This is a genomic window from Streptomyces sp. NPDC093984, from assembly GCF_044764595.1.
Classification (GTDB): domain Bacteria; phylum Actinomycetota; class Actinomycetes; order Streptomycetales; family Streptomycetaceae; genus Streptomyces; species Streptomyces cynarae.
On sequence record NZ_JBIWIM010000001.1, the window covers coordinates 1,385,207 to 1,408,632 of the forward strand.

The following is a 23,426-nucleotide window of genomic DNA, read 5'->3' on the forward strand; positions in this document are numbered from 1 at the left end:
ATGACAGAGATTCAGGAGACACACGTGACGAGCGGAGCCACCGTCTGGCTCACGGGTCTGCCGAGCGCGGGCAAGACCACCATCGCCCACGAGCTGGCGGGCCGGCTGCGCGAGGAGGGCCACCGGGTCGAGGTGCTCGACGGCGACGAGATCCGCGAGTTCCTCTCCGCGGGCCTCGGCTTCAGCCGGGAGGACCGGCACACCAACGTGCAGCGCATCGGCTTCGTCGCCGAACTGCTGGCCAGCAACGGCGTCAAGGCCCTCGTCCCGGTCATCGCGCCGTACGCGGACAGCCGGGAGGCGGTGCGCAAGCGCCACCAGCGCAGCGGCACGGCGTACCTGGAGGTGCACGTGGCCACCCCGGTCGATGTGTGCTCGGTGCGCGATGTGAAGGGCCTGTACGCCAAGCAGGCCGCCGGCGAGCTGAAGGGCCTGACGGGCGTCGACGACCCGTACGAGGAGCCCGAGTCGCCGGATCTGCGGATCGAGTCGCAGCACCAGACCGTCCAGGAGTCCGCGGCGTCCGTGTACGCGCTGCTCAGCGAAAGGGGACTGGCATGACGACCGTGGCCGGTATTCAGGAGGGCACGGACAGCAGCCCGTACGCCCTCTCCCACCTGGACGCCCTCGAGTCCGAGGCGGTGCACATCTTCCGCGAGGTGGCGGGAGAGTTCGAGAACCCGGTGATCTTGTTCTCCGGCGGCAAGGACTCCATCGTCATGCTGCACCTGGCGCTGAAGGCGTTCGCGCCCGCGCCGGTGCCGTTCGCGCTGCTGCACGTGGACACCGGGCACAACTTCCCCGAGGTCATCGAGTACCGCGACCGCACGGTGGCGAAGCACAACCTGCGGCTGCATGTCGCCTCTGTGCAGGACTACATCGACCGCGGTGTGCTCAAGGAGCGCCCGGACGGCACCCGCAACCCGCTGCAGACGCTGCCGCTGACGGAGAAGATCCAGTCCGAGCGGTTCGACGCCGTCTTCGGCGGCGGCCGGCGTGACGAGGAGAAGGCGCGCGCCAAGGAGCGCGTCTTCTCGCTGCGGGACGAGTTCTCGCAGTGGGACCCGCGCCGTCAGCGCCCCGAGCTGTGGCAGCTGTACAACGGGCGGCACGCGCCCGGTGAGCACGTGCGTGTGTTCCCGCTGTCGAACTGGACCGAGCTGGACGTGTGGCAGTACATCGCCCGGGAGGGCATCGAGCTGCCGCAGATCTACTTCGCGCACGAGCGTGAGGTGTTCCAGCGCAGCGGCATGTGGCTGACCGCCGGCGAGTGGGGCGGCCCCAAGGACGGCGAGACGGTCGAGAAGCGCCTCGTGCGCTACCGCACCGTCGGCGACATGTCCTGCACGGGTGCCGTCGACTCCGACGCGGTGACCCTGGAGCAGGTCATCACCGAGATCGCCGCCTCCCGGCTGACCGAGCGGGGCGCGACCCGGGCCGACGACAAGCTCTCGGAGGCCGCCATGGAGGACCGCAAGCGCGAGGGGTACTTCTAGCCATGACCACGACCACGGAACTCTCCGCCACCACCCTCCTGCGGTTCGCCACCGCCGGTTCGGTCGACGACGGCAAGTCCACCCTCGTCGGACGGCTGCTGCACGACTCCAAGTCGGTCCTCACCGACCAGCTGGAGGCCGTGGAGCGGGCTTCGGCCAGCCGCGGCCAGGAGGGCCCCGACCTGGCCCTCCTCACCGACGGTCTGCGCGCCGAACGCGAGCAGGGCATCACCATCGACGTGGCCTACCGCTACTTCGCCACGCCCCGCCGCCGGTTCATCCTCGCCGACACCCCCGGCCATGTGCAGTACACCCGCAACATGGTCACCGGCGCCTCCACGGCCGAGCTGACCGTCATCCTGGTCGACGCCCGCAACGGCGTCGTCGAGCAGACCCGCCGCCACGCCGCGATCGCCGCCCTGCTGCGCGTCCCGCACGTGGTCCTCGCCGTCAACAAGATGGACCTGGTCGACTACCAGGAGTCCGTCTTCGCGCAGATCGCCGAGGAGTTCACCGCGTACGCGACCGAGCTGGGCGTCCCGGAGGTCACCGCGATCCCGATCTCGGCGCTCGAGGGCGACAACGTGGTGGAGCCGTCCGCCCACATGGACTGGTACGGCGGCCCGACCGTCCTGGAGCACCTGGAGACCGTCCCGGTCAGCCACGACCTGGCGCACTGCCACGCGCGGCTGCCCGTGCAGTACGTGATCCGCCCGCAGACCACCGAGCACCCCGACTACCGCGGCTACGCCGGTCAGATCGCGGCCGGCTCCTTCCGGGTCGGCGACCAGGTCACCGTCCTGCCCTCCGGCCGTACGACGAAGGTCTCCGGCATCGACCTGCTGGGCGAGCCGGTCGACGTGGCCTGGACGCCACAGTCGGTGACGCTGCTCCTCGAGGACGACATCGACATCTCGCGCGGCGACCTGATCGTGCCCAGCAAGGACGCGCCGCCGACCACCCAGGACATCGAGGCGACCGTCTGCCACGTCGCCGACCTGCCGCTGACGGTCGGCCACCGGGTGCTGCTCAAGCACGGCACCCGCACGGTCAAGGCGATCGTCAAGGACATCCCGTCCCGGCTCACGCTCGACGACCTGTCCCTGCACCCGCACCCGGGGCAGCTCGTCGCCAACGACATCGGCCGCGTGAAGATCCGTACCGCCGAGCCGCTGCCGGTGGACGCGTACGCGGACTCGCGCCGCACGGGCTCGTTCATCCTGATCGACCCGTCCGACGGCACCACGCTGACCGCGGGCATGGTCGGCGAGTCGTTCGCCGCGCCCGAGCCGGTCAAGGACGAGGCCGACGACGACGGGTGGGACTTCTGATCATGACCACCACGTGCTTCTACTCGACGTTCGCCAAGGAGGGCGGCCGTGTCGGCAGCGGTGCCCTCGGCAGCGGGCAGGGCGGAGTGGCGCGATGTGCGCGATGACGTACGCGCACTGCCTGCGCGCCCCGTCCCCCCACCCGACGTCCCGGAAGCGACGAAGACCCTTGCCGACCTCCCGGCCACGACCCGAAAGACCGTGACCGCCGGGCCAACGAGAGGAAACCCTCCCGTGCCTGCCAACCGCTCGACACTCCTCCGCCGCGGCATAGCCGTGGCCGCCGCTCTCCCGCTCCTCACGCTCGCCGCCTGCGGTTACGGCTCCAAGTCGACCAGCACCCCGGCGGACCAGAAGGTCGCCGCCGGCGCCCAGAAGATCGACGGCCTCGACTCCGTCAAGATCGGCTACTTCGGCAACCTCACCCACGGCACCGCGCTCGTGGGTGTCCAGAAGGGCTTCTTCCAGAAGGCGCTCGGCGCCACCCAGGCCAAGTACCAGATCTTCAACGCGGGCCCCTCCGAGATCGAGGCGCTGAACTCCGGTTCCATCGACATCGGCTGGATCGGCCCCTCCCCGGCGATCAACGGCTACACCAAGTCCGACGGCAAGAGCCTGCGCATCATCGGCGGTTCGGCGTCCGGCGGCGTGAAGCTGGTGGTCGACCCCAAGAAGATCAAGTCTCTGGCGGACGTCAAGGGCAAGAAGATCGCCACCCCGCAGCTCGGCAACACGCAGGACGTGGCGTTCCTCAACTGGATCGCGGAGCAGGGCTGGAAGGTCGACGCGCAGAGCGGCAAGGGTGATGTGTCGGTGGTCCGCACCGACAACAAGGTCACCCCGGACGCCTTCAAGTCCGGTTCCATCGACGGCGCCTGGGTGCCGGAGCCGACCGCGTCCAAGCTGGTCGCCGAGGGCGGCAAGGTGCTGCTGGACGAGTCCTCGCTGTGGCCGGACAAGAAGTTCGTGATCACGAACATCATCGTGTCGCAGAAGTTTCTCAAGGAGCACCCGAAGGCCGTCGAGGCCGTGCTGAAGGCGTCCGTCGAGACCAACAAGTGGATCAAGGCGAACCCGGACGCGGCGAAGGCGGCGGCGAACCAGCAGCTGGCGGTCGACTCCGGCAAGGCGCTCCCGGCGAACGTCCTCGACCCGGCGTGGAAGTCCATCCAGTTCACGGACGACCCGCTGGCCTCCACCCTGAACACCGAGGCGCAGCACGCGGTCAAGGCGGGTCTGCTGAAGGACCCGAAGCTGGACGGCATCTACGACCTCACCCTCCTGAACAAGGTCCTCAAGGCCGAGGGTGAGCCGACCGTCAGCGACGCCGGTCTCGGCGTCAAGTAAAGCCCGCAGCCGAAGAGTTCCCAGGAGGTGACGACCATGGCCACGACCCTCGCCACGGCCGCCGAGTCCGTCGACCAGGCGGCACGCCTTGAGCACGTCTCGAAGTCCTTCCCGGTGCCGGGCGGGCAGCAGCTCGTGCTGGACGACATCAGCCTCGATGTCGCGCCGGGCGAGTTCGTCACCCTCCTGGGGGCCTCGGGTTGCGGCAAGTCGACGCTGCTGAACCTGGTGGCGGGCCTGGACAAGCCGACCGGCGGTGCCATCACGACGGACGGCCGCCCGGCCCTGATGTTCCAGGAGCACGCGCTGTTCCCGTGGCTGACCGCGGGCAAGAACATCGAACTCGCCCTGAAGCTCCGGGGCGTTCCGAAGAGCGACCGGCGCGAGCGCGCCGAGGAACTGCTGGAGCTCGTACGGCTGAAGGGCTCGTACGGCAAGCGGGTGCACGAGCTGTCCGGCGGCATGCGCCAGCGGGTCGCCATGGCCCGCGCGCTGGCGCAGGACAGCCGGCTGCTGCTGATGGACGAGCCGTTCGCCGCGCTGGACGCGATCACCCGGGACCTGCTGCACGACGAGCTGACCCGTATCTGGCAGGAGACGGGTGTGTCGGTCCTGTTCGTCACGCACAACGTGCGCGAGGCGGTGCGGCTCGCGCAGCGCGTGGTGCTGCTGTCCTCCCGCCCGGGGCGCGTGGCCCGCGAGTGGACGGTCGGCATTCCGCAGCCTCGCCGTATCGAGGACGCGCCCGTCGCCGAGCTGTCCCTCGAGATCACCGAAGTACTGCGTGGGGAGATCCGCCGCCATGGCCAGCACTGAGACCAAGACGACGGCAGGCGCCGAACTGGGCGGTGTGGAGGCCGGTCTCGACGCGCTGGAGACCACGGTCACCGGCCGTACGCCCTTCCGGCAGACCTTCGTCAGCAAGATCCTCCCGCCGCTCGTGGGAATCGCGCTGGTCCTGGTGGTGTGGCAGGCGCTGATCTCCTTCAAGGTCGTCGGCGACCCGACCAAGCTGCCCTCCCCCGGCGCCGTGGCGGGCGAGTTCAGGGACGCCTGGCTGCAGGGCACGCTGCTCGGCTACATCTGGACCAGTGTCTCGCGCGGTCTGCTGGGCTTCCTGTTCGCGCTGGCGATCGGCACCCCACTGGGACTGCTGGTGGCGCGGGTGAAGTTCGTGCGCGCGGCCATCGGCCCGGTCCTGTCCGGTCTGCAGTCGCTGCCGTCGGTGGCGTGGGTGCCACCGGCGGTGATCTGGCTGGGTCTGAACAACTCGATGATGTACGCGGTGATCCTGCTCGGCGCGGTCCCCTCCATCGCCAACGGCCTGGTCTCCGGCATCGACCAGGTGCCGCCGCTGTTCCTGCGCGCGGGCCGCACGATGGGCGCGACCGGTCTGAGGGGCGCCTGGCACATCGTGCTGCCGGCCGCGCTGCCGGGCTACCTGGCGGGCCTGAAGCAGGGCTGGGCGTTCTCCTGGCGCTCGCTGATGGCGGCGGAGATCATCGCCTCCTCTCCCGACCTCGGCATCGGTCTGGGCGCGCTGCTGGAGAACGGCCGCAACGCGAGCTCCATGTCCATGGTGTTCGAGGCCATCATCCTGATTCTGTTCGTCGGCATCGCCATCGACCTGCTGATCTTCAGCCCGCTGGAGCGGTGGGTGCTGCGCAGCCGCGGTCTGCTGGTGAAGGGCTGAGCCGCCTCATGCACGACCCGGTCCTCCTCGTGATCGCCCACGGCAGCCGCGATGCGCGGCACGCCGCGACCGTGCACGCCCTCGTACGGCGGGTGCGGTCGCTCCGGCCCGGGCTGCGCGTGGAGACCGGCTTCCTGGACTTCAACGTCCCGTCCGTGCACGGGGTGCTCAAGTCCCTGGCGGCTCAGGACGTCCGGGAGGTGGTGGCACTCCCCCTCCTCCTGACCCGCGCGTTCCACGCCAAGGCGGACATCCCCGCGGTCCTGCGGGAGGCGCCGCCGCGGCTGCGGATCCGGCAGGCCGACGTGCTCGGGCCCTCGCCACTGCTGACACAGGCCCTCGAACGACGTTTGTACGAGGCGGGCCTGACCCCCGCCGACAAGTCCTCGACCGGGGTCGTGCTGGCCTCGGCGGGGTCCACCGACCCGGAGGCGATCGCAGTGATCGCTGACATCGCGCGGGAGTGGCGGCACACCGGTTGGTGCGCCGTGCGGCCTGCGTTCGCCTCCGCATCCCTTCCGCGCACCGAGGACGCGGTGCGCGAACTGCGCGCGCTGGGCTGCGCCCGGGTGGCCGTGGCACCGTACGTGCTGGCGCCCGGATTCCTGCCGGACCGCATCGCGCGGGGCGCGGCCGGGGCGGACGTCCTGGCCGAGGTGCTGGGACCCGCGCCGGAGGTGGCGCGGGCCGTGGTGGAGCGCTACGACCAGGCCCGGGTGCCGACGCCCGCGGCACTCGGGGCCTGACGCTTCCGGTCCGGCGTCCTACGAGGTCGTGATGGCCGTGACCGTGGCCGACGGGCCGGTGCCCGCCGCCGTCACCGCGGCGACCGTGACGGTGTAGGAGGTGCCCGGCTTCAGGCCGCCGATCACGCGGAACATGCCCTTGGCGGACGGCTGGGTGACCAGGGCGTCCCGGCCGGTTACGTCGATCGGGTCGCGGCCGTCGGAGACCGTCACCCGGTAGCCGATCACCTTGGCGTCGCCCGTCGCCGTCGGCGGGGTCCAGGCGAGGGTGGCCGCCGTTGACCGGGTGCGCAGCTTGGGGCTCGTCGGGGCCGGGGGCGGCGTGGTCGCGGCCGTGGGCGTCAGCGGGAGCGAGGCGAGGGACGGGGCGCTGCTGCCGTACGCGTTGGCCGCCGTGACCGTCACCGTGAAGGGGCCGCCCGAGGACGGCAGTCCGCCGAGGCGTACGAGCGCGGTGCGCCGGAAGTCGGCCGCTGTCACCGTCTGTTCGCCGACCTGCTTGCCCGTGGCGTCGAAGGCGCGGGCCGTGTAACCCGTCACCGGGGAACCGCCCTCGACGAAGCTCGGGTTGAAGGTGACGTACAGGGCGTCGGGGCCCGCGGTGCTCGTGCCGACGCGCGAGGGTGCCTCGGGGGCGGACGGGCCGCCGATCCTCCGCTGGAGCAGTGCGCGGTGGGCGGGTTCGAGGCCCGCGTTCGCCACGATGTCCGCGGGCACGTCCGACAGGGACGTCATGATCTTGTTGCCGGCGGTCACCAGGCCCTTGTTGTCGCTGTCGGCGGTGCCCTCCTCCCACCAGTTGTCCTTGACGAGGGTCGGGTCGTTGTTGCCCAGGTCGTCGCGGTAGTCGGTGTGACGGGAGGCGACGTTGGCGTAGGAGGCGCGGTAGAGGACGTTGCCCTCGACGGTCTCGTAGGTGCAGCCGTTGTCGGTGTAGACGCTCTTGCCGAGGCCCCACTGGTCGTGGATGACGTTGCCGGTGACCTTCTCGCCGTCGGTCATCGAGGTGCCGGTCAGGCCCTGGGTGTAGATGCCGCCGCCGTCGTCGAGCATCTGCATGTAGTCGAAGATCAGGTTGTCGCGGACCTCGTTGTCATGGGCGGCGTTGGGTGTCGCCGGGTCGCCGATCTTGTCCGGCCAGCCGCCCCAGCCCATCGAGACGGCGCTGTAACCGACGTGGTCGATCTGGTTGTGGGCGATGGTGTTGTGCCGGGTGTAGCCGTTGAGGATCGCCACACCGCCGTGGTACTCGCGGGGGAGGCCGTAGAGGTGGTTGTTCGTCACCTGCACGCCCGAGGCCGGGGTCTGCCCGTCCACTCCCCCGATCTCCAGGCCGTTGCCGGAGATGTCGGTGAAGATGCCGCCGCTGACCGTGGAGTCCTTCGAACCCGTGCCGAGGTCGAGGCCGGAGGCACCGAGGTGGGCGAAGACGTCGTCGGAGAAGTCGATGCGCTGTCCGTGGGCGAACGACACGTTGCCCGGCATCTTCGTCCAGGAGGCGAAGGGGCACGTGCCGCCCTCGACGTACTGGCACAGGCCTTGCGTGGCCCAGCCCTTGTCGCCGGTGATGGTGTAGCCCGCCTGGATCTCGGAGAAGCCCTCCGGTCCCGAGGGCGTCAGCCAGGTCGCGTAGCTGAACTGGAGCCCGCGGAAGGCGATGTCGTGGACCGGCGCGTTCGCCGTGCCCCGGCCGTCGACCAGCTTCTCGGCCGCCGCCGCCTCGACGTCGGCCCGGGCGAGGCTCTCGCCCTTGCGCGGCATGTAGTAGACGCGGTGCGCACTCCCGTCGAGGTACCACTCCCCGGGCTGGTCGAGGAGTTCGAAGGCGTTCTCGATGTAGGTGGCCTTGCCGCTGTTGGTGAGGTGGCCGGGTCCGACCATGCTGACCGTGCGGCCCGGGATGTCCGGGAACTCCACCCGCTTGTTGGAGTTGTCCCAGCAGGGCTGGGCCATGGTGATGGTGGTGCCCTCGGCGGAGGCGATGCGGCAGCGCGGCTCGGTCCACTGCCCGAGACCGTTGCGCTCGATGTTCCACAGCGCCTCGCCGCTGGTGTAGACGAACTCGGCGTCGGACGGGCGCTTCCAGCGGGCGACGGTGTCCGAGGAGGCGGTGTAGCCGGTCGCGGTCTGCGTCAGGGTCACCGGGACGGCGCCCCGGGCCCGCTGGGCGCGCACCCCGTCCACGTACAGTTGCCGGGTGTCGGTGAGCCCGTGCGGGGCGGGCGCGGACCACAGCCCCGGCCGGTCCTCGACCGGACGCCAGCCGGTGACCTGGCGGCCGCCGCTGATGACGGTGGCGCCCGTGCCCTGCCAGATGACCTTGTGGCCGCCCGTGCCCGAGTCGCGGGCGTCCAGCACCAGGGGGTCGGTCCGGCGGTAGGTACCGGACGCGAGATGGATCGTCAGGTCGGCCGTCAGGTGTGCGGCCCGGACCCGGGCCAGGTCGCGTGCGCGTTCCAGGGTGCGGACCGGGTGCCGTGCGGTGCCGTCGGCGTGGTCGTTCCCGGCCGGGGCCACATAGAGGTCCGATGTCGCGGCCGGGGCCTGGGCGACGGCACCAGGAACGCCGAGCGCCAGCAGCGCGGAGACGAGGGTGACGAGGGCGGCTCTTCGGTGCGTGGGCATGTGCCCCTCCCGTGGGCTTTGCCTGTACCCAACGCCGGAAAAGATAGGAGCACTTGTCCACCATCGTCAATCAACGTGACAAAAACAGGCGTGACTTCCTCGCTCGAGCGCGCGATTCATCGGACCGATGGTCACACTCGTGACCATCCTGCCCGCGACGCTCAGTCGAAGCGCAGCCCTCCGGTCCTGGTCCTCTTCAGCTCGAAGAAGTCCGGGTGCGTGGCCAGGACCCGGAAGCCGTCGAAGAGTTCCGCCGCCGCGGTGCCCCGGGGGACGGCCCGCAGCACGGGACCGAACCACACCGTTTCGTCCACATGGACGGTGGGTGTTCCCACATAGCCGCCCGAGCCGGGCTCGGCGCCGGCGTCGTGGCTGCGGCGTACGGCCTCGTCGTACGCGGGGTCGTGGGCGGCGGCGGCGAGGTCGGCCGGCAGTCCGAGTTCGGCGAGGGACTCGGTGATCACCGCGTCGAAGTCCTCCATCTCGCGCTCGTGGATACGGGTCCCGAACGCGGTGTACAGATCACGCAGCACCTTCTCGCCGTGCCGTTCGGCGGCGGCGACGGCGACACGCACCGGGCCGATCGACTTGTCGACCAACGTGCGGTACCAGTCGGGCAGTTCGTTGCCCACGTTGTGCAGGTACAGGCTCATCACGTGGAAGCGGAGGTCGAGCGGGCGTTCGCGCTCGACCTCCAGCAGCCAGCGGGAGGTGATCCAGGCGAAGGGGCAGGCGGGGTCGAAGTAGGCGTCGACGCGGACGGGAGAGGTGTTCGGCATGCCGCCGACGCTAGTCGCCGATTGGCGCAGACCTCTGGTCCAATCACCGGCCTTCTCAGTGGTCCACTTCACCCACCGGGGTCTGCCGTGGATCGCGTCCGCTCGCCGCCAGCGCGCGCTCGAAGACGGGCGCGTCATCGGGGACGGGCACGGGGTCGGCGAAACCGTCGTACTGGCGGTAGAGGTCGCCGTGGGTCTCGACGACGTCCAGGACCAGCCGCGCGGCGCCCTCGGAGATCCGGTACTCCTGGCCGGTGGCCGTCGCGACGTCCCATCCGTGGACGGCCAGCTCCTTGACGAGCATCCGCGCCAGTTCGTCCGCGGGCATCTTCGCCATGCCGAGGTCGACCTCTCCCTCCCACACGGCGGGGTCGTCCCAGGCGGCGACGGCGCGGTCGAGCTGCTCGGCGTAGCCGCGCGCCCAGCCGGGGTCCGCGGTGAAGTCGCGTGCGGTCAGCTCCTCGGGCAGCTGCTTGCGCAGCGCGCGGTGTTCGAGTCCGTGCGAGGTGTACAGGACCCAGTGGTTCACCAGGGCACGGACGTCCCAGCCGGTGCAGTGGGTCGGCTCGGACAGCCGCTCCGCCCGGACGCCCCGGGCGACGCGGGCGGCCTCGGCGGCGCATTCGACCAGGTAGGGGTGCACGTTGTGGTAGGCATCGCTCATGCCTCCACGCTAGGAACGGCCGCCGCGTTCCTCTTGAACAAACGCGACACGCACCCTCGACCGGATCACGCGCGCTCGCCGTGACGTCCGCGACCGTGCGTGCCGCGCTGCCCGCCGTGCGCGAAGAAGTCGGCGAGGGGCAGGATGGCGGCGCCCACCGTGACCGCGTCCGGGCCCAGCTTGCCGAGGTCGATGGAGACGCGTTCGGCCGGATGGCGCAGGGCGTACGAGGCGGCGTACCGGCGTACGGCCGGCAGGAGGCGGGTGCCGAGCTGAAGCCCTGCCCAGCCCCCGATGAGGATGCGCTCGGGCTGGAAGAGATTGATCAGGTCGGACAGGCCGGCGCCCACGTACTCGGCGGCCTCCTCCAGGACGGCGAGTGCCACCGGGTCGGTGCCGGTGCCCTGGGGCGGGTAGGCCGCGGCGATCATCGCGGTCAGTGCGGTCTCCTCGTCGGTGTCCTCCGGTGGGCGTCCGCCCTCCTCCCGCCAGCGGTCGATGAGCGCCTCGGCCCCCGCGTACGCGTCCAGGCAGCCCAGGGCGCCGCAGCGGCAGCGGCGACCCCTGACCCGTACGGTCAGATGCCCCCACTCGACGGACCGGCCCTGCTCCACCTCCTCCGTGACGAGACAGGCGCCGACCCCCGAGCCGAAGAGGACGACGACCGCGGTGCGGGCGCCCCGTCCGGCGCCGAACCACATCTCGGCCTGGCCGAGCGTCCGGGCGCCGTTGTCGATGAAGTACGGGACGGAGTCGGGGAGTCCGCACGTCGAGCGCAACAGGGATTCCAGCGGGACGGCGTCCCAGCCGATCGTCTGCCCGTGGACCACGGCCCCCTGTTCAGGGGTGTGTGCCACGATGCCGGGGACGCCGATGCCGACGCCCAGAAGCCGCTCGGGGGCGAGGTCCGTCTCGGCGAGGACCTCGGCGATGCCGTCGCGGATGTGGCCGACGATGATCTCGACGTCGTAGCCGTGATGCTCCAAGGGCCGTTCGGCGCGGGCGAGCTCGGTGAGGGTGAGGTCGAAGAGTTCGACGCGTACGCGGGTTTCGCCGACGTCGATGCCGATCATGTGGCCGCTGGCGGGGGTGACGCGGAGCAGAGTGCGGGGGCGGCCGCCGTCGGACTCGACGGTGCCGGCCTCCTCCACCAGGCCGTCGGCGACCAGTTCCGCGACCACGTTGCTGATGGAGCCGGAACTCAGTCCGGTGGCCGGGCCCAGCTCGAAGCGGCTCATCGGCCCGTCGAAATACAACCGTTGCAGTACGGCGGTGCGATTGCCCCGCCGCAGGTCGCGCACTGTCCGCCCGTTCCGCGCCGCCATGTGGGTCCCTTCCGAGTCTGCCCGACCTGCAAGATACCTCCGCGCGATCCCTTGACGCGACCTTCCTTCGCGTCTTAACTCACACTCTAAATTAAGCCCGGGTGTCGTTCGGGACGAACGCGCCCGTGGGTCTCCCTCCGGAAAGGGACGTCTGAGCCATGCGCAGAATCCGAGCCGCCGCCGGTGCGGTCACCGTTTCCCTGCTGACCGCCGTGACCGCATGCGGCGGCGGCTCGTCGACGGGCGGCGGCGGGTCCGACGACTCACCGAAGACGCTCACCTACTGGGCCTCCAACCAGGGCGCCAGCATCGAGGTCGACAAGAAGGTCCTCCAGCCCGAACTCGACAAGTTCGAGAAGCAGACGGGCATCAAGGTGAAGTTGGAGGTCGTCCCCTGGTCCGACCTCCTGAACCGGATCCTCACCGCGACCACCTCGGGGCAGGGTCCCGACGTCCTCAACATCGGCAACACCTGGAGCGCCTCCCTGCAGGCCACGGGAGCGCTGCTCCCGTGGGACGCCAAGAACTTCGCCAAGATCGGCGGCAAGGACCGCTTCGTCGACTCGGCCCTCGGCTCGACGGGGGCACCGGGCAAGGACCCGGCCGCGGTGCCGCTGTACTCGATGGCGTACGCCCTCTACTACAACAAGAAGATGTTCGCCGACGCGGGCATCTCCCAGCCGCCGGCCACCTGGGACGAGCTCGTCGCCGACGGCAAGAAGCTGTCCAAGGGCGGCAAGTGGGGCCTGGGCGCCGAGGGTTCGAACCCCTCGGAGAACATCCACCACGCCTTCGTCTTCGCCAAGCAGCACGGCGCGGACTTCTTCACCGCGGACGGCAAGCCCGACTTCACCGATGACGGCGTGGTCGCCGCGGTCAAGCAGTACGTCGACCTGATGGCGACGGACAAGATCATCGCACCGGGCAACGCCGAGTACGCCCAGAACCAGTCCGTGAGCGACTTCGCCAAGGGCACGAACGCGATGCTGCTGTGGCAGTCCGCGTCCGCCAACCTCGCATCACAGGGCATGAGCGCGGACGCTTACGGCATAGCCCCCGTGCCCGTGCAGTCCGGCGCCCCGGGGACCGGCAAGCAGGTCAACTCCATGGTCGCGGGCATCAACCTGGCCGTCTTCAAGAACACCCACAACCTCGACGGCGCCATGAAGTTCGTGAAGTTCATGACCGGCGACGCCGAACAGAAGGTCCTCAACACCGCGTACAGCTCGATCCCGCCGGTGAAGACCGCCCAGGCGGACGCCGCCTTCAACTCTCCGGCGAACGCGGTCCTGAAGGACACCCTGGCCAAGAGCGCCGTCGCGCTTCCGCAGGTGGCCGACGAGTCCCAGTTCGAGACGGCGGTCGGTACGGCCGTCAAGGACCTGTTCGCCGACGCGGCCGCCGGACGCGCGGTGACCACGGACTCGGTGAAGGCAGAGCTCGAGAAGGCCCAGCAGCAGATGCCGGCGAAGTGAGCACGATGACGACCACTGCTCCCGCAGAGGCCGCCGTCCACAACAGCCCTTCCGGGGCGGCGAGGCGAACGCCTCGCCGCCCCGGGAGGATCCGCCGCATCGGACTGCCGTACCTGCTGCTCCTGCCCGCCCTGCTCCTCGAACTCCTGGTCCACCTGGTGCCGATGGTGATCGGCATCGTGATGAGCTTCAAGGAGCTCACGCAGTTCTACATCCGCGACTGGGGCACCGCCCCCTGGGCGGGCCTGTCCAACTACAAGGTGTCGGTGGACTTCGACGCCCCGGTCGGCGAGGCCCTCCTGCACTCCTTCCTCGTCACCGTCGCCTTCACCCTCCTGTCGGTCGGCCTGTGCTGGCTGATCGGCACGGCCGCCGCGATCTGCATGCAGGACACCTTCCGCGGCCGTGGCCTGCTGCGCGCCCTGTTCCTGGTGCCGTACGCGCTTCCCGTGTACGCGGCCGTGATCACCTGGGTGTTCATGTTCCAGCACGACAACGGCCTGGTGAACCACGTCCTGCACGACCAGCTGCACCTCACCGGCAAGCCGTCCTTCTGGCTCATCGGCGACAACAGCTTCGTCGCGCTGCTCACCGTGTCCGTGTGGAAGGGCTGGCCCTTCGCCTTCCTCATCGTCATGGCCGGCCTGCAGAACATCCCGGGCGAGCTGTACGAGGCGGCCGCCCTCGACGGGGCCGGGATGTGGCAGCAGATCCGCCGCATCACCCTGCCGTCGCTGCGCCCGGTCAACCAGGTCCTGGTCCTGGTGCTGTTCCTGTGGACGTTCAACGACTTCAACACGCCGTACGTCCTGTTCGGCAAGTCCGCCCCCGAGGCCGCGGACCTCATCTCGGTCCACATCTACCAGGCGTCCTTCGTCACCTGGAACTTCGGCACCGGCTCCGCCATGTCCGTCCTGCTGCTGCTCTTCCTGCTCGTGGTGACGGGCGTCTACCTCCTGCTGACCTCCCGAGGAAGGAAGGCGGCCGATGTCTAGCACCTCGCAGGCGCACCGCTCGCCCATGGCTCCGCCCCGGTCCTTCCTCTGGTCCAGGCGGATCTTCCTCACGCTGCTCACCGGGTTCGTCCTGGTACCGGTCTACGCGATGGTCTCCAGCTCGCTGAAGCCCCTGGCCGACGTCTCCGGGAAGTTCCGCTGGCTGCCGAGCCACCTGACCATCCGCCCGTACATCGACATCTGGACGACGATCCCGCTCGCCCGGTACTTCGTGAACTCGCTGATCGTGGCGGGTGCGGCGACGGTCTGCTCGGTGGTGGTCGCGGTGTTCTCCGCGTACGCCGTCAGCCGCTACGACTTCCGGGGCAGGCGCGTCTTCACGGTCACCGTGCTGTCCACGCAGATGTTCCCCGGCATCCTGTTCCTCCTCCCGCTGTTCCTGATGTACGTCAACATCGGCAACGCCACCGGCATCGCCCTGTTCGGCTCGCGCGGCGGGCTCATCCTGACGTATCTCACCTTCTCGCTGCCGTTCTCGATCTGGATGCTGATCGGGTACTTCGACTCGGTGCCGCGAGAACTGGACGAGGCGGCGCTGGTGGACGGCTGCGGCCCGCTGGGGGCCCTGTTCAGGGTCGTCGTGCCGGCCGCGATCCCCGGCATCGTCGCGGTCGCCGTCTACGCCTTCATGACCGCCTGGGGCGAGGTGCTGTTCGCGTCGGTGATGACCAACGACAACACCCGCACGCTCGCCGTCGGCCTCCAGGGCTACTCCACGCTCTACAACGTCTACTGGAACCAGATCATGGCCGCCTCGCTCGTCGTCAGCGTCCCCGTGGTCGCCGGGTTCCTGCTCCTGCAGCGCTACCTCGTCGCCGGGCTCACCGCGGGAGCCGTCAAGTGACCGCCCCTCTCGCCTTCGAAGGGAACTCCGTGACCATCGACCTTGCCGCACTGCCCGAGGACTTCCTGTGGGGGACGGCCACGTCGGCCTACCAGATCGAGGGGGCCGTCGCCGAGGACGGCCGCTCCCCCTCGATCTGGGACACGTTCTCGCACACTCCCGGCAAGATCGCTGGCGGTGACCACGGAGACGTCGCCTGCGACCACTACCACCGCTGGCGCGAGGACATCGGCCTCATGCGGCAACTCGGCACCAACGCCTACCGGCTGTCCATCGCCTGGCCGCGCGTGGTGCCGGGCGGAGACGGTCCGGTCAACGCCAAGGGGCTCGACTTCTACGACGCGTTGATCGACGGCCTGCTGGAGGCGGGCGTCACTCCGTCCGTCACCCTGTACCACTGGGACCTGCCGCAGGTGCTCCAGGACCGGGGCGGCTGGCCGGTCCGCGACACGGCCCACCACCTCGCCTCCTACGCGGCGGTCGTCGCCGAACGTATCGGCGACCGCGTCCACCACTGGACCACGCTCAACGAGCCCCTGTGCTCCGCGTGGATCGGCCACCTGGAGGGCAAAATGGCCCCCGGACTGACCGACCTCACAGCCGCCGTCCGCGCCTCCTACCACCTCCTCCTCGGTCATGGTCTGGCCGCGCAGGCGATCCGCGCGGCGGCCCCGGGCGCGCAGGTGGGCATCGTCAACAACCTCTCCACCGTCCACGCCGCCACCGACCGGCCGGAGGACCTCGACGCCGCCCGCCGCATGGACGGGCACACCAACCGCTGGTGGCTGGACCCGGTGCACGGCCGCGGCTTCCCGGCCGACATGCGAGAGGTGTACGGCGTCGAACTCCCGGAGCAGCCGGGCGACCTGGAGACCATCGCGCAGCCCCTCGACTGGCTGGGCCTCAACTACTACATGCCGGCCACCGTTGCCGACGACCCCACCGGGCCGGCCCCACGGGTCCGCACGGTTCCCCGCCTCGGCGTGCCCCGCACCGGCATGGACTGGGAGGTCGACGCCTCGGGCATGGAGCGCCTCCTGCTCCGCCTGACGCACGACTACGGCGCCCGCAAGCTGTATGTCACGGAGAACGGCTCCGCCTACCCCGACGTCGTACGCCCCGATGGAACCATCCACGACCCCGAGCGCACGGAATACCTGGAGCAGCACCTCGCGGCCTGCACGTCGGCGGTCCGCCAGGGCGCCCCGCTCAGGGGTTACTTCGCCTGGTCGCTGCTGGACAACTTCGAGTGGGCGTACGGCTACGACAAGCGCTTCGGGCTGGTGCACGTCGACTACAGGACGCAGAAGCGCACAGTGAAGGGCAGTGGGCGCCGGTACGCGGACATCATCCGGGCGCATGCGGAAAGAGGCCGCAGCGCCGCCTGAGCGGGAGGCGGGAGGAACGCGGCAGCCTACCCGGCGGCGTCCGCCGCGGCCTCGTCGGCGAGTCGCACCAGCTCCGCGACCGGCAGCGATCCGGGCGCCCGGCGCTCCCGCGCGAACGTGGTGGCGAGCCGTTGCAGCAGCTCGTTGAGCGGGGTCGGCACACCGTACAGCCGGCCCAGGAGGACGATCTCGCCGTTGAGGTAGTCGGCCTCGATGGTGCCGGTGCCGCGGGTGAGGGACTGCCAGGAGGAACCGCCACCGCGCCGGGCCTCCGCGAGCGGCACCAGGCGCACCTTGTCGCCGCGCACCTCCTTCTGCTCCGCGCCGCTCGCGTACGGGATGCCGGCCGCCTCGAGCACCGACTCGCCCTCGGCCCGCACCCTCGCGTACAGCGACTCCGCCTCCTGTCCGGTGAGCGGCCCGCTGACCGCCTCGACGGCGTTGGCGAGGTTGCTCAGCAGCTTGGCGTACTGCCAGCGCGTCACGTCCGGCACGACCGGGGCCTCGAACCGGGCCTTCTCCAGGTCGGCGGCGATCCGGCGGGCGGTGTCGTCGGTGCCGTGCGGATACCGGCCGAGGTGCAGGATGCCGGTGAGCGGGGTGCCGGCGGCGGAGACGACGCCCGGTTCGACGAAGGTGGCCGGGAGCCACACGCAGACGCCGTAGACATGGCGGAAGCGGCGCAGGGCGAGCCGCTGGCTCTCCACGCCGTTCTGCGCGCACACCAGCGGGAGCTGCTCGGCGGCCGTACCCCCGCCCCGCACCGGAGCCGGGCCCCAGGTGTCCAGCGCGGCCTCGCTGTCCTGGGTCTTGACGGCCAGCACGAGAACGTCGTCCGTGTCCAACTCGCCCAGCGCCGAAGGCCCGTCGACGACCGGCAGCCGGTGGGTGTGCTCGCCGTCCGGGGCGAGGAAGCGCAGTCCGCGCTCGCGCAGCGCCGTGTACTGCGCACCCCGCGCGACCAGGACCACCTCGTGACCGGCCTCGGCGAGCCGCGCCCCGACCGCTCCGCCGACGGCCCCCGCTCCGATGATGATGTAGCGCATGCCGACGAGCCTCGCACACCAGCTCGTTGACCATTGGCCCTGGGGGGAGGGTGGAGCTTCCGGGGCATGGTCTCCATGGATCTCGATGGATCTCCGTGGATCCGTGGATCTCCGTGGATCTCCGTGGATCTCTGCGTCACTTCGTCCCGGGGTCGAACCGCGTCCCCTGGTGGAAGTACAGCTGCCAGCCGTCCTCGGTCCGCCGCCACAGCGAACTGCGGTGCGCGTGACGGCCGTCGTTCTCCGTGTCGAAAGTGAGGTGCACCAGGTCCGGGGCGAGCTGGACGCCCCTGATGGGGGAGGTGACGGACGGCCGCGCCCCCGCATCGGTCCTCGAGGCCAGCATCTCGATGATGGAGGCCCGGTCCCAGTGCCGCCCGGAGACGCCGAACTCGTGGAAGTCGGGGTGCAACAGCGCCCCGACCTCTTCGGGTGAGCGGCCGACCTCCGGGTCCAGGAGACGCAGTTCGCGCTCGATCGCCGCCTCGACGGCCGGGCCGTGCTCAGACACGGGTCAGCTCCTCCAGCTTGACCACCGTGTTCCAGTTGCGGGTGGTGGCGATCAGCCCCTTGTTCAGCCGGGGCCTCGACAGCTGTTCGGCGAGCTTGGAGCGGCCGAGGCCGTCGGGGACGTGGAGGTAGAGCGCGCGGTCGCCGAGCCGGAACTCCTCCGGCAGGTACGCGGCCGGGTCGATCTCCGCGAACCGTTCGGCCTCCACCGGCCCGGAGAAGTACGTGACGTGCAGCTGCCTGCCCTCCAGCTCGTCGGCCGGGAACGGGCAGGCCTCGCGTACGGCCTTCAGATACGCGTGGTCGCGTACGAGCACGTCGACCCGGAAGCCGAAGTCCTTCTCGATCGCCTCCTCGAGCTCCAACGCCAGGGACTCCTCGTCACCGTGGTCGGCGGTGAAGACCGCGTTGCCGCTCTGCAGATACGTGGCCACCCCGGTGTGGCCGAGCCCGGTCAGCAGCTCCCGCAGCCGCGCCATCGGCAGCTTCCGGTTGCCGCCCACGTTGATCCCCCGCAGCAGCGCCGCGTACGTCGTCGTCATGCTGACACCCTAGAGCGGATCCCCGGGCGGGCGCCCGGACCCTGATCCCGGCCCCCGAGCACCCCGGACAGTTGTAAGGGGCCACTGTCCTCCCCGATGGTGAGGCGGGCCGGTCCGAGGGGATGAGCCGGGGCACTCAAGGTTCACCGGGCAGCACGACGAGTCCCGCTTACGCCGCCCCTACCTTCGAAGCGAACGGTGGCGGCAGGGAGCCGTCACCCGCACGGAGGGGGCAGCCCGTCATGGGGAACGGAGATACACGGGTACGGGGCATCGCCGCCCGGGCCGGCGGCTGGAGCGCTCGGCACCGATGGGCTGCCGTCGGCATCTGGGTGCTGTTCGTCGTACTGGCCATGGCCGTCGGTTCGGCCGCCGGGCGCGTCGACATCAAGGACAGCGACGAGCTCAAGGGCGAGACACACACCGCCGCGAAGATCATCGAGGACGCGGGGATCAAGCAGCCGGCCGGCGAGAGCGTGCTGATCCAGGCGAAGGACGGCACCATCCCGGCCACGGACCCGCGGTTCCGCGCCGCCGTCACCGCGGTCGTGCGGGCCGTCGACGGCACCGGCCGGGTGACGGACGTGACCTCCCCGTACGACACGAAGACCATCTCCAAGGACGGCCGCAGCGCCCTGGTGCAGTTCGACATGCGCGGCGACGCGGACACCGCCGGTGACCGTGTCGAGCCCGTGCTCGAGGCCGTCGCCGGGGTCCAGAAGGACCACCCGCAGCTGCGGATCGAGGAGATCGGCAGCGCCAGTATGCGCAAGACGTTCTCCGACGCGTTCGGCGACGACTTCCAGCAGGCCGAGTACTCCGCGGTGCCGGTGGCCCTCGGCATCCTGCTGATCGCGTTCGGCGCGCTGGTCGCTGCACTGCTGCCGGTGGCGCTCGCCATCACCGCCATCATGGCGACGATGGGCCTGATGGGCGTCGTCAGCCATCTGCAGGCGATGAACGACACCGCCAACTCCGTGATGCTGCTGGTCGGCATGGCCGTCGGCGTCGACTACTGCCTGTTCTACCTGCGCCGCGAGCGGGAGGAGCGCGCGGCCGGACGCGACCCGGGCACCGCGCTGCGCATCGCCGCCGCGACCAGCGGGCGCGCCGTCATAGTCTCCGGTGTCACGGTGTGCGTGGCGATGGCGGGCATGCTGTTCACCGGACTCGCCACGTTCGAGGCGATGGGCCTGGCCTCGCTGATGGTGGTGGCGGTCGCCATGGTCGGCTCGGTGACCGTGCTGCCCGCGCTGCTGTCGCTGCTGGGCAAGCGGGTCGAGAAGGGCCGTATCCCGTTCCTGCACCCGGACAAGCGGCGCGCACGGACCGGCCGCGGCGCCGACGAGGGCAGCCGGCTGTGGAGTGCCGTCCTGAAGGTGGTCCTCGCCCGGCCCGCCGTCTCCCTGGTGGTCGCGGCCGGTGCGCTGCTGGCGATCGCAGCGCCCGCGCTCGGCATGAAGACCCAGAACCTGACCCTTGACCAGGAGTTCGGGAACAAGCTGCCCATCGTGGCCACCTACAACCGGGTCAACGAGGCCTTCCCCGGCGGCTCCGAGCCGGCCCAGGTCGTCGTCAAGGCGAAGGACATCAACGCGCCCGCGGTGAAGTCCGCGATCGCCGGCTTCCGCACGGAGGCGATCGCATCGGGCGCCTCGCGCGGCCCGGTCGACGTCAGACTGCACGACGCGCAGAACGTGGCCGTGATCTCCGTCCCGCTCGTCGGCGGTTCCGACCTGGACAAGGCGGGCAAGAGCCTGGAGCTGCTGCGCGACAAGGTGCGGCCCGACACGCTCGGCAAGGTGGAGGGCGTGCAGGCGCCGATCACCGGGCAGGTCGCGGGCTCCCACGACTTCAACGACCAGCTCGTCGGCTCGGTGGTCCCGGTCTTCGCGTTCGTGGTGGCCTTCGCCTTCCTGCTGATGCTCCTGTCGTTCCGCTCGCTGACGATCGCGATCACCTCGATCGTCCTGAACCTGCTCTCGGTCGGCGCGGCCTACGGCATCCTGGTCGCCGTCTTCCAGCACGGCTGGGGCGCGTCGCTGGTGGGCGCGCACGGTGTGGGCGCCATCATCACCTGGCTGCCGCTGTTCCTCTTCGTCATCCTGTTCGGTCTGTCGATGGACTACCACGTGTTCGTGGTCTCCCGGATCCGCGAGGCCCGTCTTCGGGGCCGGACCACGAAGGACGCGATCACGCACGGTGTGGTGACCACGGCCGGGGTCGTCACCAGCGCCGCGGTCATCATGGTCGCCGTCTTCGCGATCTTCGGCACGCTGTCCATGCAGTCCATGAAGCAGATGGGCGTGGGCCTGGCCGCCGCGGTCCTCATCGACGCGACCGTCATCCGGGGCGTGCTGCTGCCGGCGGTGATGGCGCTGCTGGGCGAGCGCAACTGGTACCTGCCGAAGTGGCTGCACCGGCTGCCGGACCTCACGCACGACGAGACGCCACAGACGGTGGCACCGGCGGTGCGGGACGAGAACGAGCCGCTGGGGGTCTGACCCTCACCTGAGCGAGGGCCCGTCGGCGACCGGGGAGCCGACGGGCCCTCCCCTTGCGGGCAGTCGGCGGCCCTCCCTGTGCGGGGATCTCACATCGCCGGCGCCCGGCGCAGCCTGGGCGACTGTCCGCGGGGTTCGTCCGGGCCCCGGCCGGTGGCCGTCCCGACCTGCGTGAATGCGACACTGGCAGACCTCAAGGAGCCGGTGCAGGACACGGAGGCGGGCGATGGACGAGACGCGGGCGCGGGATGTGCTGGACGCGGCGGACGTACTGCCGGGTGCGGCGCGGGACGCGCGGCTCCTCGCCCTGGGTGAGAACGCGGTGTTCGCCGTCGGGGATCTGGTGGTCAAGGTGGGCCGCGACGCCGAGCTGCTGGACCGGGCGCGGCGGGAGCTGGACATCGCCGTCTGGCTGGCCGGGGCGGATGTCCCGGCGGTGCGGGCCGCCGAGCCCGAACCGCTGCTCGTCGACGGGCATCCCGTGACCGTATGGCACCGGCTGCCCGAACCCGTACGCCCCGCCGAACCGCGCGACCTGGCCGAACTGCTGCGGATCGTGCACGCCCTCCCCTCCCCCGCGTTCACCCTGCCGCCCCGCGATCTGCTGGGCGGGGTGGAACGCTGGCTGCGGCTCGCGGGCGACGCGATCGACCCGGCGGACGCGGCCTATCTGCGCGAGCGCCGCGACGGGTTCGCCACCGCGGCGGCCGCGCTCACCCCGCATCTGGCGCCCGGGCCGATCCACGGCGACGCGCTGCCGCGCAATGTGCACATCGGCCCGGACGGCCCGGTCCTGGTCGACCTGGAGACCTTCTCCGCCGATCTGCGCGAGCACGACCTGGTGGTCATGGCGCTCTCCCGTGACCGCTACGGTCTTTCGGCCGAGGCGTACGACTCCTTCACCGCCGCCTACGGCTGGGACGTACGCGCATGGGAGGGCTGCTCGGTGCTGCGCGGTGCCCGGGAGACGGCCAGCTGCGCCTGGGTCGCCCAGCACGCGCCCAGCAACCCCAAGGCCCTCGCCGAGTTCGAGCGCCGGGTGGCGTCGTTGCGGGACGGGGACGAGACGGTGCGCTGGTATCCGTTCTGAGAGCCTTCGTTCACCGACCCGCTGCGCGCCGCCGTCACGCCGTCGCGGGCGCCGGCTCCCCCGCGTCCCGGTCCTTGATCGTCACTGCGGCGCGGCGCAGTTCGGCCAGCACCGTGCGGACCGCGGTGCGGGCCGTGCGTTCGGGGCGGCACAGGGCGTCGATGTGCCGCCTGGCCTGGACGCCGTCGATCGGCCGGAGGACCAGCGCCGGGTGCGGGCGCATCGTCCAGCGCGGCATCAGGGCGATACCGCCCCCGGCGGCCACGGCCTCCGCGACCACCGCGAACTCGTTGATGCGGTGGACCAGCCGCAGCCGGCGCCCGGCCGCGGCGGCGATGGCCTCGATGGTGGCCAGGACGGGGAACCCGTCGTGCACGGTGATCCACGGCTCGTCGGCCACGTCCCGCGGGGTGAGCCGCCGCTTGCCGGCCAGTGGATGACCGGCGGGCAGCGCCACGTCGAGCGGTTCGCGCAGCAGGGTGGTCACGGTCACCGTGCCCGGCCACGACGGGGCGTGATCGAGGCGGTGGGCGAGCACGAGGTCGTACTCCCTCGTCAGCCGGGGGAAGTCCTCCTGCGGCACGTCCTCGTCGGCGAGCGCCAGCCGGGGTGAACCTGGCCCGCTGAAGGCCCGCAGCAGTGGCGGGAAGAACGCCGAACCGGCGCTGTGGAACGCCGCCACCGACACCTCGCCGTCCGCTGTGCCGACGAACTCCTCGACGGCGCCCCGGGCCCGCGCCAGCGCCGTCTCCACCTCCACCGCCGCGCCCGCGAGGGCCTGCCCGGCGTCGGTGAGCACCAGCCGCCGCCCGTGCCGCTCGGTCAGCGGCACCGGGATCGAACGCTGCAGCAGCCGCAGTTGCTGGGAGATGGCCGACGGCGTCACCAGCAGCGCCTCGGCGACCGCGGTGACACTGCCGAGTTCGCCCAGCTCCCGCAGGATCCGCAACTGACGTTCGTCCATTCCCGCAGTGTAGGGGCACTGTGCAGGCACACTAAAAGATC

At 70.7% G+C, this 23,426-nt stretch carries 21 protein-coding genes; 13 read left to right on the forward strand and 8 right to left on the reverse strand.

The window, feature by feature from the left end; translation table 11 throughout:
- From cysC to ACIRC0_RS06240, 7 genes are all read left to right on the forward strand, one after another.
- A complete protein-coding gene (cysC, locus tag ACIRC0_RS06210; RefSeq protein WP_403611895.1) occupies window positions 1-561 on the forward strand; it encodes an adenylyl-sulfate kinase in 561 nt (186 codons plus the stop codon).
- Entirely contained in the window at window positions 558-1,496 is a 939-nt protein-coding gene (cysD, locus tag ACIRC0_RS06215) for a sulfate adenylyltransferase subunit CysD (RefSeq protein ID WP_403611898.1), read from the forward strand. Before cysC ends, cysD begins: the two co-directional genes overlap by 4 nt.
- 2 nt (window positions 1,497-1,498) lie before the next feature.
- The gene (locus ACIRC0_RS06220; protein ID WP_403611901.1) at window positions 1,499-2,827 is read left to right on the forward strand and encodes a sulfate adenylyltransferase subunit 1; all 1,329 of its coding nucleotides are present in this window, start codon (window positions 1,499-1,501) and stop codon (window positions 2,825-2,827) included.
- 234 nt (window positions 2,828-3,061) lie between these two features.
- Window positions 3,062-4,174, forward strand: a complete 1,113-nt coding sequence (locus ACIRC0_RS06225; protein ID WP_403611904.1) for an ABC transporter substrate-binding protein — start codon at window positions 3,062-3,064, stop codon at window positions 4,172-4,174.
- 36 nt (window positions 4,175-4,210) lie between these two features.
- Entirely contained in the window at window positions 4,211-4,990 is a 780-nt protein-coding gene (locus ACIRC0_RS06230; RefSeq protein WP_403611907.1) for an ABC transporter ATP-binding protein, read from the forward strand.
- Complete coding sequence (locus ACIRC0_RS06235) at window positions 4,977-5,867, forward strand: ABC transporter permease (RefSeq protein WP_403611910.1); 891 nt, start codon at window positions 4,977-4,979, stop codon at window positions 5,865-5,867. Before ACIRC0_RS06230 ends, ACIRC0_RS06235 begins: the two co-directional genes overlap by 14 nt.
- Window positions 5,868-5,875: 8 nt before the next feature.
- Window positions 5,876-6,613 carry a sirohydrochlorin chelatase gene (locus ACIRC0_RS06240; protein ID WP_403611913.1) on the forward strand — a complete coding sequence of 246 codons (738 nt, stop codon included), beginning with the start codon at window positions 5,876-5,878 and terminating at the stop codon, window positions 6,611-6,613.
- An 18-nt stretch (window positions 6,614-6,631) separates the two neighbouring features.
- Here ACIRC0_RS06240 and ACIRC0_RS06245 read toward each other — a convergent pair whose 3' ends face one another.
- The 4 genes from ACIRC0_RS06245 to ACIRC0_RS06260 form a co-directional block, all read right to left on the reverse strand.
- The gene (locus ACIRC0_RS06245) at window positions 6,632-9,238 is read right to left on the reverse strand and encodes a fibronectin type III domain-containing protein (protein ID WP_403611916.1); all 2,607 of its coding nucleotides are present in this window, start codon (window positions 9,236-9,238) and stop codon (window positions 6,632-6,634) included.
- Window positions 9,239-9,399: 161 nt separating this feature from the next.
- Window positions 9,400-10,017 carry a DsbA family protein gene (locus tag ACIRC0_RS06250; RefSeq protein ID WP_403611919.1) on the reverse strand — a complete coding sequence of 206 codons (618 nt, stop codon included), beginning with the start codon at window positions 10,015-10,017 and terminating at the stop codon, window positions 9,400-9,402.
- A 55-nt stretch (window positions 10,018-10,072) separates the two neighbouring features.
- The gene (locus tag ACIRC0_RS06255; protein ID WP_403611922.1) at window positions 10,073-10,681 is read right to left on the reverse strand and encodes a TIGR03086 family metal-binding protein; all 609 of its coding nucleotides are present in this window, start codon (window positions 10,679-10,681) and stop codon (window positions 10,073-10,075) included.
- Window positions 10,682-10,746: 65 nt separating this feature from the next.
- Entirely contained in the window at window positions 10,747-12,006 is a 1,260-nt protein-coding gene (locus ACIRC0_RS06260) for an ROK family protein (RefSeq protein ID WP_403611925.1), read from the reverse strand.
- Between the two features lie 158 nt (window positions 12,007-12,164).
- Between ACIRC0_RS06260 and ACIRC0_RS06265 the strand changes: the two genes are divergently transcribed.
- The 4 genes from ACIRC0_RS06265 to ACIRC0_RS06280 are packed head-to-tail and all read left to right on the forward strand — an operon-like array spanning window position 12,165 to window position 16,729.
- A complete protein-coding gene (locus tag ACIRC0_RS06265; RefSeq protein WP_403611928.1) occupies window positions 12,165-13,481 on the forward strand; it encodes an ABC transporter substrate-binding protein in 1,317 nt (438 codons plus the stop codon).
- A 5-nt stretch (window positions 13,482-13,486) separates the two neighbouring features.
- Window positions 13,487-14,476 carry a carbohydrate ABC transporter permease gene (locus ACIRC0_RS06270; RefSeq protein WP_403611931.1) on the forward strand — a complete coding sequence of 330 codons (990 nt, stop codon included), beginning with the start codon at window positions 13,487-13,489 and terminating at the stop codon, window positions 14,474-14,476.
- Window positions 14,477-14,501: 25 nt separating this feature from the next.
- The gene (locus tag ACIRC0_RS06275) at window positions 14,502-15,341 is read left to right on the forward strand and encodes a carbohydrate ABC transporter permease (protein ID WP_403612754.1); all 840 of its coding nucleotides are present in this window, start codon (window positions 14,502-14,504) and stop codon (window positions 15,339-15,341) included.
- Window positions 15,342-15,370: 29 nt separating this feature from the next.
- Complete coding sequence (locus ACIRC0_RS06280) at window positions 15,371-16,729, forward strand: GH1 family beta-glucosidase (RefSeq protein ID WP_403612757.1); 1,359 nt, start codon at window positions 15,371-15,373, stop codon at window positions 16,727-16,729.
- A gap of 26 nt (window positions 16,730-16,755) precedes the next feature.
- On the opposite strand, the gene ACIRC0_RS06285 is transcribed toward ACIRC0_RS06280, so the two are convergent.
- The 3 genes from ACIRC0_RS06285 to ACIRC0_RS06295 form a co-directional block, all read right to left on the reverse strand.
- On the reverse strand, window positions 16,756-17,775 hold the full coding sequence (locus tag ACIRC0_RS06285) for a ketopantoate reductase family protein (RefSeq protein WP_403611934.1): 1,020 nt from the start codon (window positions 17,773-17,775) through the stop codon (window positions 16,756-16,758).
- A 136-nt stretch (window positions 17,776-17,911) separates the two neighbouring features.
- Window positions 17,912-18,286, reverse strand: a complete 375-nt coding sequence (locus ACIRC0_RS06290) for a DUF4440 domain-containing protein (protein ID WP_403611937.1) — start codon at window positions 18,284-18,286, stop codon at window positions 17,912-17,914.
- A complete protein-coding gene (locus tag ACIRC0_RS06295; RefSeq protein ID WP_403611940.1) occupies window positions 18,279-18,827 on the reverse strand; it encodes a DUF1697 domain-containing protein in 549 nt (182 codons plus the stop codon). The genes ACIRC0_RS06290 and ACIRC0_RS06295 overlap by 8 nt, the downstream gene beginning before the upstream one ends.
- Window positions 18,828-19,069: 242 nt before the next feature.
- Between ACIRC0_RS06295 and ACIRC0_RS06300 the strand changes: the two genes are divergently transcribed.
- Window positions 19,070-21,331 (forward strand): MMPL family transporter, encoded by a 2,262-nt coding sequence (locus ACIRC0_RS06300; protein ID WP_403611943.1) that lies wholly within the window; start codon window positions 19,070-19,072, stop codon window positions 21,329-21,331.
- Between the two features lie 226 nt (window positions 21,332-21,557).
- Window positions 21,558-22,421, forward strand: coding sequence for a phosphotransferase enzyme family protein (locus ACIRC0_RS06305; protein ID WP_403611946.1), 864 nt, complete (start codon window positions 21,558-21,560; stop codon window positions 22,419-22,421).
- 34 nt (window positions 22,422-22,455) lie between these two features.
- Here ACIRC0_RS06305 and ACIRC0_RS06310 read toward each other — a convergent pair whose 3' ends face one another.
- Window positions 22,456-23,385, reverse strand: coding sequence for a LysR family transcriptional regulator (locus ACIRC0_RS06310; RefSeq protein WP_403611948.1), 930 nt, complete (start codon window positions 23,383-23,385; stop codon window positions 22,456-22,458).
- Window positions 23,386-23,426 lie beyond the last annotated feature (41 nt).